General features: G+C 67.2%; 16 protein-coding genes. 11 read left to right on the top strand and 5 right to left on the bottom strand.

What is annotated here, in order from left to right:
• Positions 1-1,118, bottom strand: a 1,118-nt coding sequence (locus V7082_RS11875) for a proline dehydrogenase family protein (RefSeq protein ID WP_334148763.1), incomplete at its 3' end; no start/stop codon positions are given.
• 238 nt (positions 1,119-1,356) lie between these two features.
• Between V7082_RS11875 and panC the strand changes: the two genes are divergently transcribed.
• On the top strand, positions 1,357-2,172 hold the full coding sequence (gene panC / locus V7082_RS11870; protein ID WP_334148761.1) for a pantoate--beta-alanine ligase: 816 nt from the start codon (positions 1,357-1,359) through the stop codon (positions 2,170-2,172).
• 56 nt (positions 2,173-2,228) lie between these two features.
• On the opposite strand, the gene V7082_RS11865 is transcribed toward panC, so the two are convergent.
• Together V7082_RS11865 and V7082_RS11860 are read right to left on the bottom strand one after the other, a co-directional pair.
• Positions 2,229-2,570 carry a carboxymuconolactone decarboxylase family protein gene (locus tag V7082_RS11865; RefSeq protein ID WP_334148760.1) on the bottom strand — a complete coding sequence of 114 codons (342 nt, stop codon included), beginning with the start codon at positions 2,568-2,570 and terminating at the stop codon, positions 2,229-2,231.
• A gap of 85 nt (positions 2,571-2,655) precedes the next feature.
• The gene (locus V7082_RS11860; RefSeq protein ID WP_334148759.1) at positions 2,656-3,606 is read right to left on the bottom strand and encodes a DMT family transporter; all 951 of its coding nucleotides are present in this window, start codon (positions 3,604-3,606) and stop codon (positions 2,656-2,658) included.
• A 327-nt stretch (positions 3,607-3,933) separates the two neighbouring features.
• On the opposite strand from V7082_RS11860, the gene parE reads away from it, so the two are divergent.
• A complete protein-coding gene (gene parE, locus V7082_RS11855; RefSeq protein WP_442909785.1) occupies positions 3,934-5,946 on the top strand; it encodes a DNA topoisomerase IV subunit B in 2,013 nt (670 codons plus the stop codon).
• Positions 5,947-5,996: 50 nt separating this feature from the next.
• Here parE and V7082_RS11850 read toward each other — a convergent pair whose 3' ends face one another.
• Positions 5,997-6,794, bottom strand: coding sequence for an alpha/beta hydrolase (locus V7082_RS11850; RefSeq protein WP_334148757.1), 798 nt, complete (start codon positions 6,792-6,794; stop codon positions 5,997-5,999).
• 43 nt (positions 6,795-6,837) lie between these two features.
• Positions 6,838-7,053 carry a hypothetical protein gene (locus tag V7082_RS11845; RefSeq protein ID WP_334148755.1) on the bottom strand — a complete coding sequence of 72 codons (216 nt, stop codon included), beginning with the start codon at positions 7,051-7,053 and terminating at the stop codon, positions 6,838-6,840.
• A 317-nt stretch (positions 7,054-7,370) separates the two neighbouring features.
• Here V7082_RS11845 and V7082_RS11840 point away from each other — a divergent pair, with 317 nt between their 5' ends.
• From V7082_RS11840 to V7082_RS11800, 9 genes are all read left to right on the top strand, one after another.
• Positions 7,371-8,039: an aquaporin gene (locus V7082_RS11840; protein ID WP_334148753.1), complete on the top strand. Its 669-nt coding sequence runs from the start codon at positions 7,371-7,373 to the stop codon at positions 8,037-8,039.
• 364 nt (positions 8,040-8,403) lie between these two features.
• The gene (locus V7082_RS11835) at positions 8,404-10,047 is read left to right on the top strand and encodes a DEAD/DEAH box helicase (protein ID WP_334148752.1); all 1,644 of its coding nucleotides are present in this window, start codon (positions 8,404-8,406) and stop codon (positions 10,045-10,047) included.
• Between the two features lie 276 nt (positions 10,048-10,323).
• A complete protein-coding gene (locus V7082_RS11830; RefSeq protein ID WP_334148751.1) occupies positions 10,324-10,626 on the top strand; it encodes a hypothetical protein in 303 nt (100 codons plus the stop codon).
• 171 nt (positions 10,627-10,797) lie between these two features.
• Positions 10,798-11,361 (top strand): GNAT family N-acetyltransferase, encoded by a 564-nt coding sequence (locus V7082_RS11825; protein ID WP_334148749.1) that lies wholly within the window; start codon positions 10,798-10,800, stop codon positions 11,359-11,361.
• A 113-nt stretch (positions 11,362-11,474) separates the two neighbouring features.
• Positions 11,475-12,257 carry an amino acid ABC transporter ATP-binding protein gene (locus V7082_RS11820; RefSeq protein ID WP_334148748.1) on the top strand — a complete coding sequence of 261 codons (783 nt, stop codon included), beginning with the start codon at positions 11,475-11,477 and terminating at the stop codon, positions 12,255-12,257.
• Positions 12,258-12,270: 13 nt separating this feature from the next.
• Complete coding sequence (locus tag V7082_RS11815) at positions 12,271-13,464, top strand: amino acid ABC transporter substrate-binding protein (RefSeq protein ID WP_334148746.1); 1,194 nt, start codon at positions 12,271-12,273, stop codon at positions 13,462-13,464.
• Between the two features lie 5 nt (positions 13,465-13,469).
• Positions 13,470-14,660, top strand: coding sequence for an amino acid ABC transporter permease (locus V7082_RS11810; protein WP_334148745.1), 1,191 nt, complete (start codon positions 13,470-13,472; stop codon positions 14,658-14,660).
• Complete coding sequence (locus V7082_RS11805; RefSeq protein ID WP_442909784.1) at positions 14,657-15,772, top strand: amino acid ABC transporter permease; 1,116 nt, start codon at positions 14,657-14,659, stop codon at positions 15,770-15,772. The genes V7082_RS11810 and V7082_RS11805 overlap by 4 nt, the downstream gene beginning before the upstream one ends.
• A 114-nt stretch (positions 15,773-15,886) precedes the next feature.
• Positions 15,887-16,336: a hypothetical protein gene (locus tag V7082_RS11800; protein WP_334148741.1), complete on the top strand. Its 450-nt coding sequence runs from the start codon at positions 15,887-15,889 to the stop codon at positions 16,334-16,336.
• Positions 16,337-16,486 lie beyond the last annotated feature (150 nt).

Here is a 16,486-nt window from a genome sequence, read left to right as displayed (position 1 = left end):
CAGTAGGCGCCCTTGACGAGGCGCAGCGGAATGCGCTTGCCGCCCTGCTCGGCCAGGCGGCGCAGCCAGCGGATGGTCGGGATCGCGCGCTTTCCGTACGCCTGCACCGCGAGCCCGAGGCCGGTCCATTGCTCGAGCGCGGGATCGGTGTAGGCGCGGGCGAACATATCGAGCATCAGCTCGTGGCGATCCTGCTCCTCGGCGTCGATGGTGACGGCGAGGCCGCGTGCCTCGGCGGCGCGCAGCAGCGCGAGGAGACGCGGGTAGAGCTCCGCGGCAAGCCGGGCTTCCTTGCCCGGCTCGTAGCGCGGATGCAGGGCGGAGAGCTTCACCGAGATGCCGGGACGCGCGAGCAGCGAATCGGGATGCGACAGCGGATTGGGGCCCGCCGCCTCGCCCACCGCCTCGATGGCCGCCATGTAGCGCTCGAAATAGCGTACGGCGTCGTGCTCGGTCCGGGCCGCCTCGCCCAGCATGTCGTAGGAGAAGCGGAAGCCGCGCGCCTCGAACGGCGCCGAGCGCTGGATGGCCTCGCGGATGGAGCGGCCGAGCACGAACTGGTCGCCGAGCACCTTGACCGCCTGGCGCACGGCCTGGCGGATGAAGGGCTCGCCGGAGCGCGCCGCGAGCCGCTTCAGCGCGTCCCACGGATTGATGCCGCGCGCCTCCCGCAGCTTGACGAGGCGGCCGGTCAGCATCAGACCCCAGGTCGAGGCGTTGACGAGCAGGCTGTCGGAGTGGCCGCGGTGGCGCTCCCACTGGCCGCCGGCGATCTTCTCGGCGATGAAGCGGTCGGCGGTGTCGGCATCGGGAATGCGCAAAAGCGCCTCCGCGAGGCACATCAGGATGATGCCCTCCTCGCTCGACAGGCCGTACTCGTGCATGAAGGCGTCGATGCCGCCGTGCTTGCCATGGTCGGCCCGCGCGGCCTCCACCAGCTTGCGCGCAAGCTCGCCCGTGCGCCGGCGCTCCTCGTCGGTGAAGACGGCCCGCTCGATCAGGCCGCCGACAAGGCGCGTCTCGTCGGTCAGGAGGTGTGCGGCGATCTCGTCGCGCGGCGGCGCCTCGCCGTCGCCGGCAGCGAGACCGGCGAGCTCGGATTTTCTCAGCGCAACCATCCCAATCCCGGCTCCGACGTTCGCCCGCACGCGCCCCATCTTCTCGACGGGAGCACACCTGATTCTCCGAGCGTTTGCACTTTAGCAGATGGCGCTCGGCTGTGAGTTGCACAATGGCGCCGCGCCAGGGTGGCACGTGCGCCTCACATCCTCTTGACGGGAGCGCGGCAGCGGCCTCACTTGCCGCTCAATTCCCGCGCTCAATCGGGAATCGGGACGCAACGAGAGAGCGGTGCACGTGGAGTTAGTCCGGACAATCAATCACTTGCGGGCCGAGGTCGCGCGCTGGCGGACGGACGGGCAGCGCATCGCGCTGGTCCCCACCATGGGCGCGCTGCACGCTGGACACATCGCGCTCGTCGGGGCAGCGCTCTCGGCCGCGGACAAGACGGTGGTGTCGATCTTCGTCAATCCGACGCAGTTCGCGCCGCACGAGGACCTGGCGCGCTATCCGCGCGACGAGGGGGGCGACCTCGCGAAGCTCGCGGGCGCAGGCGCGCATCTCGTCTGGGCGCCGGCCGTAACGGAGATGTATCCCGAGGGCTTCGCGACGCGCATCGCCGTCGAGGGGGCGGCCTTGCCGCTCGAGGGCACGTTCCGGCCACATCATTTCGGCGGCGTCGCGACCGTCGTCTGCAAGCTCATCCTGGCGGCAATGCCGGATGTGGCGCTCTTCGGCGAGAAGGATTTCCAGCAGCTCGCCGTCATCCGGCAGATGGCGCGCGACCTGGCGCTGCCGGTCCTCATCCAGGGCGTGCCGACGGTGCGCGAGGAGGACGGGCTCGCGCTCTCGTCGCGCAACGCCTACCTCAGCGAGGACGAGCGCTACGTCGCGCCGATGCTCTTCAAGGCCATCTCGGAAGTGGCGCGCGGGCGTGACCCGCGCGAGGCCGCCGCCGCCCTACTCACCGTGGGCTTCGGCAAGGTCGACTATCTCGAGGCGCGCGACGCGGAGACGCTGGCGCCGTACGTTCCGGGCTCCGGGCGGCCGGGGCGCGTTCTCGCGGCCGCCTGGCTCGGCAAGACACGGCTGATCGACAACGTGGGGTTTTGAACGGCCTTGCCAGCGTCATCGCTCATCGCCGGGCGCGCCATGTGCTCGGCGGCGTGTCATTCGCCGAACTGGTCGTAGGCGCGCAGCGCGTCGGCGGCGTACATGAGGGCCGGTCCGCCGCCCATGTAGACGCACATGGCCATCAGCTCGGCGATTTCCTCGCGCGTCGCGCCCAATCCTTTCAAGGCTTTGACGTGAAAGCCGATGCAGCCGTCGCAGTGCTGCGTCACGCCGATGGCGAGCGCGATGAATTCCTTGGTTTTCTTATCGATCGCGCCATCCGCCAACGCCGCCTTCGACAGGGCGTAGAAGCCGTTCATGGCGTCGGGGACCGCCTTCCTCAGCTCGACGGCGTATTGCGAGATATCCGCCGTGATCCCTTTGTAGTCCTTTGGCATGATCGTTCCTCGTTGCAGTCCATCTCCCAACCTGGCGCGGGCCGACGCGGCGGTCCGTGACTTTGATCACAGTCGCGACGCGGGATCACGGTTGCGGCGCAGGCGCCGCCGGCCGGCGGGTGGCGAGCCAGAGGCCGAGGGCGATCAGCGCGAAGCCGACGAGGTTGTAGGCGTAGAGCCGCTCGCCGAGCAGCAGCACGGCGAGAACGGTGCCGAACACGGGGACCAGATGCACGACGAGCCCGGCCGTGTTGGCGCCCAGGAGCTCCACGGTGCGATTGAACGCCATGTAGGCCAGGATCGATGCGAACACGGCGACGTAGCCGATCGCCGCCAGCGCGTGGAGCGAGAGCGGCATGGCGCCGACCCACGCCGTCTCCGCGACGTAGAACGGCAGCAGAAGGGCCGCGCCGAGCGCGAAGGTCACGAATGCAAAGCTTACCCCATGCACCGGCGGGCGTAGCCGCAAAAGCGCGGTGTAGACCGCATAGCTCACGGCCGCGGCCAGCATCCAGAGATCGCCCTCATGGAAGTCGAGACCGAGCAGCACGGCCGGGTCGCCATGCGAGATCAGCGTCAGCGTGCCGAGGAACGAGGCGACGACGCCGGCGGCCTGACGGCGCGTGAGGGTGTCGCGGAAAATCAGGAACGTCGCGACGACGACCACGATCGGCATCGCCGTCTGCAGCATGACGATGTTGATGGCGGTGGTCGTGTGGGCGGCGATGTAGAGGAAGGTGTTGAAGACGCTGATGCCAAGCGCGGTCAGCACCAGCATGATCGGCCAGCTCCGCAGCATCAGGGGAACGTCGCGGCGGAGGTGCGGCCACGCCAGCGGGGCAATCAGAAGGGCGGCCACCGCCCAGCGCCAGAACGCCAGAGCGATGGGCGGAATCTCGCCGGCGGCGCTGCGCGCGACGATGGCGTTTCCGGCCCAGAACAGGCCGGGCAGCAGCATCAGGATGCGCGGCTCGTTCGCAATGGCGCCGAACCACGAGGTGCGCGGCGCCGCGCCCACTTGCTGCCGTTTCTGCATGCCCGGTTCGATCCCTGTGCCGGCCGGGCCGTGCGCCCGAGACGAGGCTCATATCAGACCCCGCGCCCTCAGGATCGCAAAATCCACGGGGCTGGGCGATGTTCCGACGCACGCGCCACACGGGATGCAAGCTCCTGGGGGGACGCATCTTTTCCTGGGCGCCGGCGGAAATCGCGGCCGCTGTGGCGGCTCAGCACGCCCGGCTTGCCAATCCACAGCCGCCCGTGCCACCTGTCGGCGAACTTGAAACCGACGAGATTCGGGCCCCCGCGTCCGTTTTGCGTTGCGCCGCCCGGGCACGCCTGCCAAGGCACGAGGTGACGACGCATGGCCCACTCGATCCGCGACCTCTTCTCGAGCCTGACACACAGCATGAGCGACAAGTCCAACAGGGCCCGCAAGGCCGATTCGTCCGAGAGCTACACCGCCGCAGACATCGAGGTGCTGGAAGGCCTCGAGCCCGTGCGGCGGCGGCCCGGCATGTATATCGGCGGCACGGACGAAAAGGCGCTGCACCACCTCTTCGCCGAGGTCATCGACAACTCCATGGACGAGGCGGTGGCGGGACATGCGGACTGGATCGAGGTCAGGCTCGAAGCGGACGGCTTCCTCGCCGTCTCCGACAACGGGCGCGGCATCCCCGTCGACCCGCATCCCAAGTTCCGGGACAAGAGCGCCCTCGAAGTGATCATGTGCACGCTGCACGCGGGCGGCAAGTTCGACGGCAAGGCGTACAACACCTCGGGCGGCCTGCACGGCGTCGGCGTATCGGTGGTGAATGCGCTCTCCGACACCTGCGAGGTGGAGGTGGCGCGCGGCCAGCAGCTCTACCGCATGGTGTTCTCGCGCGGCATGCCGCAGGGGAAGCTCCAGAAGCTCGGCCCGGTGATGAACCGGCGCGGCACGCGCGTGCGCTTCCATCCGGACGAGGCCATCTTCGGCAAGGGCGCGCAGTTCAAGCCGGCGCGGCTGTTCAAGATGGCGCGCTCGAAGGCGTATCTCTTCGGCGGCGTCAAAATCCGCTGGAGCTGCGACCCGTCGCTGATCAAGGACGATACGCCGGCGGAAGCCGAGTTCCATTTCCCCGGCGGCCTCAAGGACTATCTGGCATCCGAGATCGACGGGCAGACGCTGGTCACCAAGGAGATCTTCGCCGGCAACGTCGAGCGCGAGGGCAAGCACGGCTCCGTCGAGTGGGCGGTGGCGTGGGTCGGCGATGCGGACGGCTTCTGCCGCTCGTACTGCAACACGATCCCGACCTCCGAAGGCGGCACGCACGAGAACGGGTTCCGCTCGGCGCTCTCCAAGAGCCTGCGCGAATTCGGCGAGCGCGTCGGCAATCGCAAGGCGGCGCAGATTACGGCCGAGGACGTGATGGGCACGGCGGCGGCCATGCTGTCGGTGTTCATCCGCGAGCCCGAGTTCCAGGGACAGACCAAGGACAAGCTCGCAACGCAGGAAGCGAGCCGCATCGTCGAATCGGCCGTTAAGGACGCCTTCGACCACTGGCTCACCGACAGTCCGCAGCAGGCGACGCGGCTCTTGGAATGGACCGTCGATCAGGCCGAGGAGCGCCTCAAGCGCAGGCGCGAGAAGGAGGTCGGCCGCCAGTCGGCGACGCGCAAGCTCCGGCTTCCCGGCAAGCTCGCCGACTGCTCGATCCAGCAGGCCGCCGGCACCGAGATCTTCATCGTCGAGGGCGACTCGGCCGGGGGCTCCGCCAAGAGCGCACGCAACCGCGAGACGCAGGCCATTCTTCCCCTGCGTGGCAAGATCCTGAACGTCGCCAACGCGTCGTCGGCGAAGCTATCGCAGAACCAGCTTCTGTCCGACCTCATCCAGGCGCTCGGCGTGGGCACGGGCACCAAATACCGCGACGACGACCTGCGTTACGAGCGGGTGATCGTCATGACGGACGCCGACGTGGACGGCGCACATATCGCCTCGCTCCTGATCACGTTCTTCTACCAGGAGATGCCGGACCTGATCGAAAGCGGGCACCTCTATCTGGCGGTGCCGCCGCTCTACAAGCTCACGCACGGCGCCAAATCGTTCTACGCGACGACGGAGGCGCAGAGGGATGCGCTGCTCAAGCGCGAGTTCGCGGCCAATGCGAAGGTCGAGATCAGCCGGTTCAAGGGCTTGGGCGAGATGAACGCGCAGCAGCTCAAAGAAACGACGATGGATCCCGGGAAGCGCACGCTGCTCAAGGTCGAGATCGGCGACGGCGACCGGGGCGAGCTCGGCGAAGCGGTGAACGCGCTCATGGGATCGAAGCCGGAAGCCCGCTTCCGCTTCATCCAGGAGCGCGCGGCGTTCGCGACAGACCTCGACATCTGATGCGGCGAGCGTCGGCTTAGGGGGCATCGGACGAAAGGTCGTTCTTCGGACTAACGGAGTTCGAAGCGGTCGAGCCATGTCAGTAGGGTGTTGGCCGCCAACTTCCAGTCCGGATCCAGCATCAGGCTGTGCGACAGCCCCGGCAGGATCACCGTATCCACGCCGTACCAGGCCGCCGTCACCCACAGGTCCTCCTTGCGGATGAAACGGTCGTCGCTGCCGCCGGCAACGAGCATGGGCGGGGCCTGCCACGGCAGCGGCGCGAAGGGCTTCAAGCCCTGCAACTCGACGCCGATCACCGCGCTTTCCTTCCCGACGCGCGCGGCAAAGCGTGCGAACGCCAGCTCGTCGATCCGGTTGGAGAAGAGCCCTTCGCGGAGCACATGCCTGTCCGCCGCCCTCGGCCCCCACACGAACATCGCCGAGATCTCGCGCCAGAGCCGCGGCTCGGACCACATCATGGCGATGCTGGCACGCATCAGGCCGCAGGGCGGGACGGAGGCCAGGAGGGCCGCCCCCGCAAAGCGCGCTCCCTGCCGGATGGCGTTCTGAACGACCGCGCCTCCCATCGAATGGCCGACGGCAACGACGGGGCCTCGCGCGGAGGATGCGGCGCTCAAGAGATCGGCGGTGTAGTCGTCGAGCGTCAGGCTTTCGATACGGTCGCGGCCGCAACTCGCGCCATGGCCGCGGAGGCTCACGGCGTATACGTCGTAGCCGGCGGCGGCGAGGTACGGCAGGAAATGAGCCTCCCACACCCACGCACCAACGAAGATTCCATGCACGAGGACGATGCCGACGCGCCTCGGGGGACCGTGGCCCGGCACGCGGAGGATCTCGAGCGCCATTTCGATTCCCCAGAAGCCGCTATCGCCCTGCGCCAGCCACAGCCTAATGCCCCCGACTTCTCCTGCGGGACCAGTAGATGGCGAAGACCGCAATCCAGAACAGCAGCGCAGCCACGTCCATGAGCGTCGAAAGCTCGCGCAGGCTGCGCTTCCAGGGCTGATCGGGCGGGCCGATGAACGTGAGCAGGCTCGCGACCATGCCGATCACCAGGCAGAGGCCGACGCCTACCCAGGCAATCCTCACGGCGCGTCGCGTCATGCGCGTGGCTCCTTCCTCGCCCCCCGGCCGACGCAGCGGCGGGATACGAAATCCTACCACGGCCGCGCCGGCGGGCGGAAACTTCCGCCATGGGCCGTCCTCGTCCGCGCTCCTCCTGGCGCGAATCGGCCCGTCGCCGACGGCCCTCGCGAAACCGGGGTGGCGGCATTTTCAGAATCATCCGCCGTGATATGAAGCGAGCGCTGGCACCGCAGCTTCAATCCGGAAAGGAGGTCGTCCACGCAACGCCTGCACGCAGGGAACGGCGCATCGGCGGCTGCCAGCCTGGGGAATAAAAAGCAGGGAGACTTCTACAAATGAACATCAAAGCACTCGCCGCGGAGTTTATCGGCACGTTCATGCTCACCGGCGCGGTTCTCGGCGCCGCGTTCTACTCGTTCGGAGCACCGAGCGGAGCGGCCGGCATCGTCGGCGTCGCGCTGTCGATCGGCATCACGGTCTTTGCGACGGCGCGGGCCATCGGCCATATCTCGGGCGGGCATTACAATCCCGCCGTTACTCTCGGACTCGTGGCGGGCGGCCGCTTCAAGGCAGGCGACGCCATCGGCTACATCATCGCGCAATGCCTCGGGGCGATCGCGGTCACCGCTGTTTTCGCGACCATCGGCCATGCGCCGGCGACGTTCGCTGCCAACGGCTACGGCAACCTCTCGATGCTCAACGCCAGCCTGTCGAGCGTCATCATCATCGAGATGGTGCTGACGGCTTTCTTCCTGATCGTCATCATGGGCTCGACGCGCCCGGGCGCACCCGCAGGCTTCGCGCCCCTCTCGATCGGGCTCACGCTCGCCGCCATCCACCTGATGTCGATCCCGGTGTCGAACACCTCCGTCAATCCGGCCCGCAGCCTGGGACCGGCGGTGTTCGCGGGCGGAGAGGCCCTGTCCCAGCTCTGGGTGTTTTTTGTCGCCCCGATCGCGGGCGCGGTCATCGGCGCCCTCATCTACCGCTGGCTCGACGAGTAGGCCGCCGGGTAAGGGAGCTCGCTCTCGCCAAAAGGCTTGAAATCGCGTTGGAATTGCCCGCCGCAGCGGCTGCGGCGGGCTTTTCTTTTTCCTTGTGCGACGTTTGCGTCGCATGAAAGCTACTGTTTTTTCTTGATTTTTATGAGTGCGTGTGCAATTTCGGCGGCGGCTCGGGCGCAGGGGCACCGATCTCATGCGATTCCATTTGTCCCTTTTCGAGCCCTTATTTTTGTATTTGCCCGTTTGCGGCATCCGTCCTTCCCCTGCGCTCTCGTCGTTCCGAAGCTGCGCCCGGAGACCGTTATCGGTCCGTTCCGGATGTGTGCGCTTGGGACTCTGAGATCGTTGATGGAGACTTGGTTTATTGGAAACGAAGACGTTCGCTGAGCTGGGGCTCAGCCAGAAGGTGCAGGCTGCCATCGCCGCAGCCGGCTATGCGAACCCGACTCCCATTCAGGCTGCGGCCATTCCGGTGGCTGTCACAGGGCAGGACGTGCTCGGCATCGCGCAGACGGGAACGGGAAAGACCGCCTCGTTCGTGCTGCCGATGATCACGCGCCTCGAGACGGGGCGCGCCAGAGCACGCATGCCGCGCTCGCTGATCCTGGCGCCGACGCGCGAGCTTGCCGCACAATGCGCGCAGAGCTTCGAGAAGTACGGCGTCAATCACAAGCTTGACGTGGCGCTGCTCATCGGCGGCGTGTCGATGGACGATCAGGTCAGGAAGCTCGACCGCGGCGTCGACGTGCTGATCGCAACGCCGGGCCGCCTCCTGGATCACTTCCAGCGCGGACGGCTGATGCTGATGGGCGTCGAGATCCTCGTCATCGACGAGGCCGACCGCATGCTCGACATGGGCTTCATTCCCGACATCGAGAAAATCTGCAATCTCCTGCCGCCGCGCCGGCAGACCCTGTTCTTCTCGGCCACCATGCCGCCCGAGATCACGCGTCTCGTCAATCAGTTCCTGCGCGACCCGGAACGCATCGAGGTGGCGAAGCCCGCCACCACGGCCAAGACCATCACGCAGAGCTTCCGCTTCTGTCCGGACAGCGAAGATTGGGTCAAACGCGAGACGCTGCGCGATATGATCCACACGCAAAACGTCAAAAACGCCATCATCTTCTGCAACCGCAAGCGGGATGTCGCGATCCTGCTCAAGTCGCTCCTGAAGCACGGCTTCAATGCCGGGGCGCTGCACGGCGACATGGACCAGAAGAGCCGTATGGAGACGCTCGACCGCTTCCGCAACGGCGACATCATGCTGCTCGCGGCGAGCGACGTCGCCGCACGCGGCCTCGACATCCCCGACGTGTCGCACGTGTTCAACTTCGACCTGCCATGGCAGTCGGACGACTACGTGCACCGGATCGGGCGCACGGGGCGGGCGGGACGCGAAGGGACGGCGCAGTCGATCGTCACGCCCGACGAGCTCAAGAGCCTCAAGGACATCGAGAAGATGCTCGGCGAGGACGTGGTCTGGATCGGCGAGCCGCCGACCGAGCAGGACTTCGCCGATGCCGGCAAGCGCCGCCGGGGCCGCGGCGGACGCGGTGGCCGGTCCGGCGCCGAGCGCGAGAGCGGCGGGCGCGGCGAGAGTGCGCGCAGCGGCGGACGGCGGGCATCCGGCGGTGCCCGGCGCAGCGAGCAGCCGGGAACCGGCTCGGCACCGCCACAGCAGGCCCGCGACGGGGCCCGTCCCAAGGATCGCGTGCCGCGCGCCGAGCAGGAGGCGCGCCACGACGACGCCCGTCGGCCAGACGAAGCCCGCAGGCCCGATAATGCTCGGAGGCCCGACGATGCCCGCAGGCCTCAGGCGGCCAGGGCGAAAAAGCCGGTCGCAGCCGCCGCAAAGCAGGAGGAGCGGCCCGCGCCCGCCGTGCCACGCGCCCGCACGCCACGGCCCCAGGAGAGCGACGCCGGCAAAGCCGCCGTCGGCGCCTTTGCCGGAAACGTGCCCGCATTCCTGCGGCGGCCGCCGCGGCCCGCGAAAGCAGCCAGCGAGTAATTTTTCTACGCCCCGTTCCCAGCCATTTGTGCTGCGCTGCCCGTTGCGCGCCCGCTTCCACGGGCGCGCGCGATTCTGGCTGTGCTTGCCTGAGGTTGCTTATCGTCACCGTGAGCAGACCGGCGTCGAAATGGGGCTCGCCTTTCGCGGAAGCACACGAAAAGATGTCAAGCAAATCTTGCGCCGCAACATGGGATAGTTGTGGACAGTGCTGCGATCTGCCCAATTTGCAGGCGCTGGCGACGCTACTATCGTCTGCAAATGGAGGCGACAGCCATGCGTCATCATCGGCTCATTACAGCGCACACAGGATGCCGGGTCCGCGATTCGGACTTCGACCCGGCGCCCGACGTCATCGAGGCCACCCAGCTCCGGCGCCTTGCCAGCACCGTCCTCGCAAAGTCCCCCGAGGACCTCGCTGCCCTCGCCGAGACGAACCCGATGCTGGTCTGGGAATGGATCGACGCGTTCCGCCGGGAAAAGCTCGCGGCGGAGGCCGAAGGGCGTTATTGGTCGGCTGCTGTCGCCGCACTTGCCACGGCCACGCCGGACGTGATCCGCACAACCGCTGCCGAGTGAGGGGCGCTGCCCAGTAGTAGAGAGGGCGCTGCCGCGTAGAGGGCCCTGCCGAGTGGGGCTCTGTCGAACAGAGAGGGCGCTGCGGAGTAGAGGTTGCGGGGATCAGGCGGGGCCATGGAGCTGGGCGGCCGGCGGCACCGCTCCCAATATGCGCTGTCCCGCGACACTGTCATGTCTGCCGCTGCCATGCCCGATGTCCAGATCTGCCGCTGGAACCAGCTTTCCTCGGGGCCTCAGCGCGACCGATGGCTGGGTGATCTCGATCATGTGTTCTTCTCGTCGAGCGCACGCCAGTCGTTCGCAAGCGCCGAGGAGAAGGCCGCGTTCCGCGAACGCTGGCTCGGCCGCTATCTCGTGAATTTTCCGCAGTACGCCTGGGTCGCGCTCGACGGGGCGCAGCGCGTGGTCGGCTATCTCGTCGGAAGCCTCGATGACCCGGCGCGCGATCCGCTGTTCGCCGACCTCTCCCACTTTGCGCGTTTCAGCGCGCTCACGGACCGCTATCCGGCGCAGCTTCACGTGAATCTCGACGCGGCCTGGCGCGGACGCGGCATCGGCGCGGAGCTCGTCACCGCATTCGTCCGGCAGGCACAAGCCGCAGGCTGCCCCGGCGTCCATGTCGTGACCAGCCGGGGGGCGCGCAACGTCGGCTTCTACCTTGCCAACGGGTTCGCGACGCGCGGCCATTCCAAGGGCGACGGCCACGAGCTTCTGTTCCTCGGGCGCGATCTTTGAGTGCAGTTTCGCCCGAAAGCGGTGGGGCAATCGCGCGCACGCGTGCCCCAAGCATTGAGCGGGGACGCGTCTCTCGGCATAACCGCACTCGAGACGCAACACATCGAGACTCGATGCCCGACACCCCTCCCCATTCCCCCGCCGGGACACCCGCGGATCGAGCGCCCGCGGTTCTGATCGAGGGCGTCCAGAAGTGGTTCGGCGACTTCCACGTGCTGCGCGACATCTCGCTTTCGGTGGCGGAAGGCGAGAAGATCGTCATCTGCGGTCCGTCCGGGTCCGGAAAATCGACGCTGATCCGCTGCCTCAACGGGCTCGAGACGCACGACGGCGGGCGTATCGTCATCGACGGCACGGAGCTTACGCGCGACCTCCGCACGCTCGAGACGATCCGGTCCGAGGTCGGCATGGTGTTCCAGAGCTTCAACCTGTTTCCGCACCTCTCCGTGCTCGATAATCTCACGCTGGCGCCGCAGTGGGTGCGGGGCGTCAAGCGGGCCGATGCGGAACGTGCGGCGACGGCGCTGCTCGAACGCGTGCGCATCGCCGACCAGGCGCACAAATTTCCGGGCCAGCTCTCGGGCGGCCAGCAGCAGCGCGTGGCGATCGCGCGCGCGCTCGCCATGAACCCGCGCATCATGCTGTTCGACGAGCCGACGAGCGCGCTCGACCCCGAGATGGTGAAGGAGGTGCTCGACGTCATGGGCTCGCTCGCCGAGCAGGGCATGACGATGCTGGTCGTCACGCACGAGATGGGCTTTGCGCGCGCCGTCGCCGACCGCATCGTGTTCATGGACCAGGGCAAGATCGTCGAGAGCGGCCCGCCGGACGCCTTGTTCGCGGCGCCGAAGCACGAGCGCACGCGGGCGTTCCTGTCGCAGATATTGGGGCACTGACATGGACGGTGCGATGGGAACATACGCTGTCTACGCCGAGTCCCCACGGCGGGGCATGTGCGCCGTGGGGATGCGTGTCTGGATCCCGGCCCTCGCCGGGATGACGGTGATTTCTTCCACTGCGGTCTGCCTCCTGCTCTCGTCACTCCGGCGCAGGCCGGAGTCCAGACACGCGGGCAGGATCGGATGGATCGCAGCAGCCATTGCGGCCCTGCTGCTTGCCGCCGTGCTCGGTGCGCTGCCGGCAGCGGCGCAGTCGCCGACGCTCGACAGCGTGAAGAAGCGTGGGCAGGTCGTGTGCGGCGTGAACACGGGGCTTGCCGGCTTCAGCGCACCCGACGACCGCGGCAACTGGACGGGGCTCGACGTCGATTTCTGCCGCGCCGTGGCGGCCGCCATCTTCCGCGACGCGCGCCGTGTGCGATTCGTGCCGCTCAACGCCAAGGAGCGCTTCACGGCGCTGCAGTCGGGCGAGGTCGACATCCTCTCGCGCAACACGACGTGGACCATGAGCCGCGACACGTCGCTGGGCCTCAACTTCAACGGCATCCTCTATTTCGACGGACAGGCGTTCATGGTGCGCCGCGCGCTCGGCCTCACATCGGCCGAGGACCTCAGGGGCGCGAGCATCTGTGTGCAGAGCGGCACCACGAACGAGCTCAACCTCGCCGACTTCTTCGCGACGCGCGGCTTCAGCTACCGGCCGGTCGTCTACGAGCGTCTGGTCGAGGTGCTCGCCGCCTACGCGAACGGGCGGTGCGACGCGTTCACGACCGACAGCTCCCAGCTCATCGCCGAGCGCTCGCGGCTTCCCGATCCCGAGGCGCACCTCGTGCTGCCCGATTTCATTTCCAAGGAGCCGCTCGGGCCCGCCGTGCGCCAGGGCGATGCTGTCTGGGCGAACATCGTGCGCTGGACGCTGTTCGCCATGATCAATGCGGAAGAGCTCGGTGTCACGCAGCGCAGCGTCGAAGCGGACCGTACGTCCTCCAATCCGGAGATCCGCCGCCTGCTCGGCACCGAAGGCAACTACGGAAAGGCGCTCGGGCTCGATCCGGACTGGGCGGTGTCGATCCTGACGGCCGTCGGCAACTACGGCGAGAGCTTCGAGCGCAATCTCGGCCGGGATTCGCCGCTCAAAATCGCACGCGGCCGCAACGCGCTCTGGAAGGACGGCGGGCTCATGTACGCCCCGCCGGTCCGGTGAGGCGCATGCAGGGAACGGCGCCAAAGCGTTCAATCGAGCGCAAGACATGGATCGATGCGGTCTACGATCCGCGCGTGCGCGGGCTCGCCTTCCAGGTGCTGCTCGCGCTCCTGCTGGTTGCGTTCGCTGTCGGGATCGCGCTCAACACGGCGGCAAACCTCGAGAAGCAGAACATCGCCTCGGGCTTCGATTTCCTGTCGCGCACGGCGGGGTTCGACATCTCGCAAACGCTGATCCCCTACTCGAGCAAGAGCAGCTACGGGCAAGCCTTCCTCGTTGGCCTCACGAACACGCTGCTCGTCGCCGCCCTCGGCATCGGGCTCGCAACGGTGCTCGGGTTTGCGCTCGGCATCGCGCGGGGCTCGCCGAACTGGCTCGCGTCGCGGCTGGCGCTTTCCTACGTCGAGCTGGTGCGCAACGTGCCGCTTCTACTTCAGCTTCTCGTCTGGTATGTCGCCGTGCTGCGCGCGCTTCCAATGCCGCAGGAGGGGCTTTCGCTGCCGGGCGGCAGCGTTCTCGATACGCGCGGGTTGCATCTGCCGCGGGTTGCGATCGAATCCGGCGGCGGGCTGCTCATAGCGGCGCTCGCCCTCTCGCTCGCCGGCGCGGCGTGGCTCTGGCGGCAGACGCGGCGGACCGGGAAGGCTACGGCGACGGGGCCGCTACGGCCAATCGGCTGGGCGGGCGTCGTGCTGCTGCCGCTTGCGGTCTTTCTGTTTGCGGTCGATGCTTGTGTCACGTTTCCGACGCTCGGCCGCTTCAACCACGAGGGCGGGCTCTCCATCGAGCCCGAGTTCCTGGCGCTTCTGATCGGGCTCTCGACCTATACGGCAGCGTTCATCGCCGAGATCGTGCGCGCCGGGCTCGACGGCGTTCCGAAGGGACAGCGCGAGGCTGCGGCCGCGCTCGGCCTCAGCCGGCGGCGGGCGCTGCGTCTGGTGATCCTGCCGCAAGCGTTGCGCATCATCATCCCGCCGCTCACCAACCAGTACCTCAACCTCACCAAGAACTCGTCGCTCGCGGTCGCCATCGGCTATCCGGATCTCGTGTCGGTGTTCTCGGGGACCGTGCTCAACCAGACCGGACAGGCAGTCGAGGTGATCCTGATCACGATGGCGGTCTATCTCGCTATCAGCCTCGCGACGGCGCTGCTCATGAACTGGTTCAACGCGCGCACGGCCTGGGCGGAGCGATGAGCATGGCGGGTCCGGCGAACATCGCGGGCGAGGGGCGGGGGACAACGCGCGGGGTCGTCAGGCGGATTCGCGATGCCCTCTTTCCGAGCGTCGGGCAGGCGTTCGCGAGCCTGATCCTGATCGCGCTCGCCGGATACGTCGCCATCGCGTTTCTCGATTGGGCGCTCGTGCGGGCGGTTTTCACGGGCAGCGACGGATCGGCCTGCCGCGTTCCGGATGCGGGCGCCTGCTGGCCGTTCATCCGGCACAAGCTGCAGCTCTTCCTCTACGGCCGCTATCCCGAGGCCGAGTTGTGGCGCGTGCATCTCACCTATCTGCTGGCGCTCGCAGGGCTCGTGCCGCTGTTCGTGCCACGGGCGCCGCACAAGGCGGCGCTTCTCGCGTTTCTCCTGCTCGTATTCCCGGTGCTCGCGTTCGTGCTGCTCTACGGCGGCGCGCTCGGGCTGGCGGTCGTCCCGACGGACCAGTGGGGCGGGCTGCTCCTGACCCTGGTGATCGCGAGCTTCGGGATCGCGGCCTCGTTCCCGCTCGGCATTCTGCTCGCGCTCGGGCGGCGGTCGGAGCTGCCGTTCGTACGCTGGACGGCGACCGCCTACATCGAGCTCGTGCGCGGCGTGCCGCTCGTCACGGTGCTCTTCATGGCCTCCGTCATGCTGCCGCTGTTCCTTCCGCTGGACGTCACGATCGACAAGCTCCTGCGCGCGCTGGTCGGCGTGGCGCTCTTCTCGGCCGCCTACCTCGCCGAGGTCGTTCGCGGCGGACTGCAGGCGATCCCGCGCGGGCAGCACGAGGCCGCGGACGCACTCGGTCTCGGCTATTGGCGAAAAACGGGACTTGTCATTCTTCCTCAAGCCATAAGGCTCGTCATTCCGGGAATCGTGAATTCGTTCATCTCGCTGTTCAAAGATACAAGTCTTGTACTCATTATAGGACTTTTCGACCTCATCGGCATTGTCGAGCAAAGCGTGCAGGCGGATGCCAAATGGTCGTCGCCACAAACGGCGGCTACGGGATATTTCTTTGCCGGCGCCGTCTTTTGGCTGTTCTGCTTTGCAATGTCGCGCGCGTCGTCATCGCTCGAAGGAAAGCTTCAAAAGCGCGCCGTTCCATAGGGCTTTGACGGAATTTCCCGGCCAGAAAGCGGCATGACAAGGGCAGGCCCGTGCGGTAAGCATTGACCGCCATCGGAAACAGAATCCCGAGGCGCGAAACTGGGGGAGAATACCATGTCCTTACCGACCGATTACGTCTGGCTCGAGCCCGTACTGATCGCCACCGCCGTGGTGTTCGTCATCGGCCTGATCGGCAATGCACTCTCGTTCTCCAGCCGCTTCGGCAACGCGCTCGTGACAGCGATCGTGTTCGCCGTGATCTTCGGCGTCCTCTACCACCTCTCGCAAGCCGACGTGCCACCGAGCCCGGTAGAGTTCCTGCCCGCCGACTATAGATGGCTGCAGCCCATCCTGATCGCCGCCGGCGTGGTGTTCGTCATCGACCTGATCGGCAACTTCCTCTCCTTCTCGAACCGCTTCGGCAACGCGATCGTGACGGCGCTCGTGTTCCTGCTGATCTTCGGCGGCCTCACCTTCCTGGCCAAGGAGCAGGGCCAGCCGATCCCGACCATCTCCGTTCCGGCGCCCGAGGCGCCTGAACCGGCTCCGGCCCCGTCGCCCTGATCCGGCTCGTAAATCGTATGCCCGGCAAGAGGGTGGCCCGACGGGCCACCCTCTTTTCGTTCGGAGAACGGCCTCGATCTCAGCAGGTTGCTCCCAACGGCCCCAAGCGCTTAGAGTCCGTTAAAATATATCATAATATCAATATGATAC

Origin of the sequence: Hyphomicrobium sp. (assembly GCF_036833075.1) — a bacterium.
Classification (GTDB): domain Bacteria; phylum Pseudomonadota; class Alphaproteobacteria; order Rhizobiales; family Hyphomicrobiaceae; genus Hyphomicrobium_C.
The sequence above is the reverse complement of the archived record's forward strand: the minus strand, read 5'-3'. Positions and strand labels throughout refer to the sequence as shown.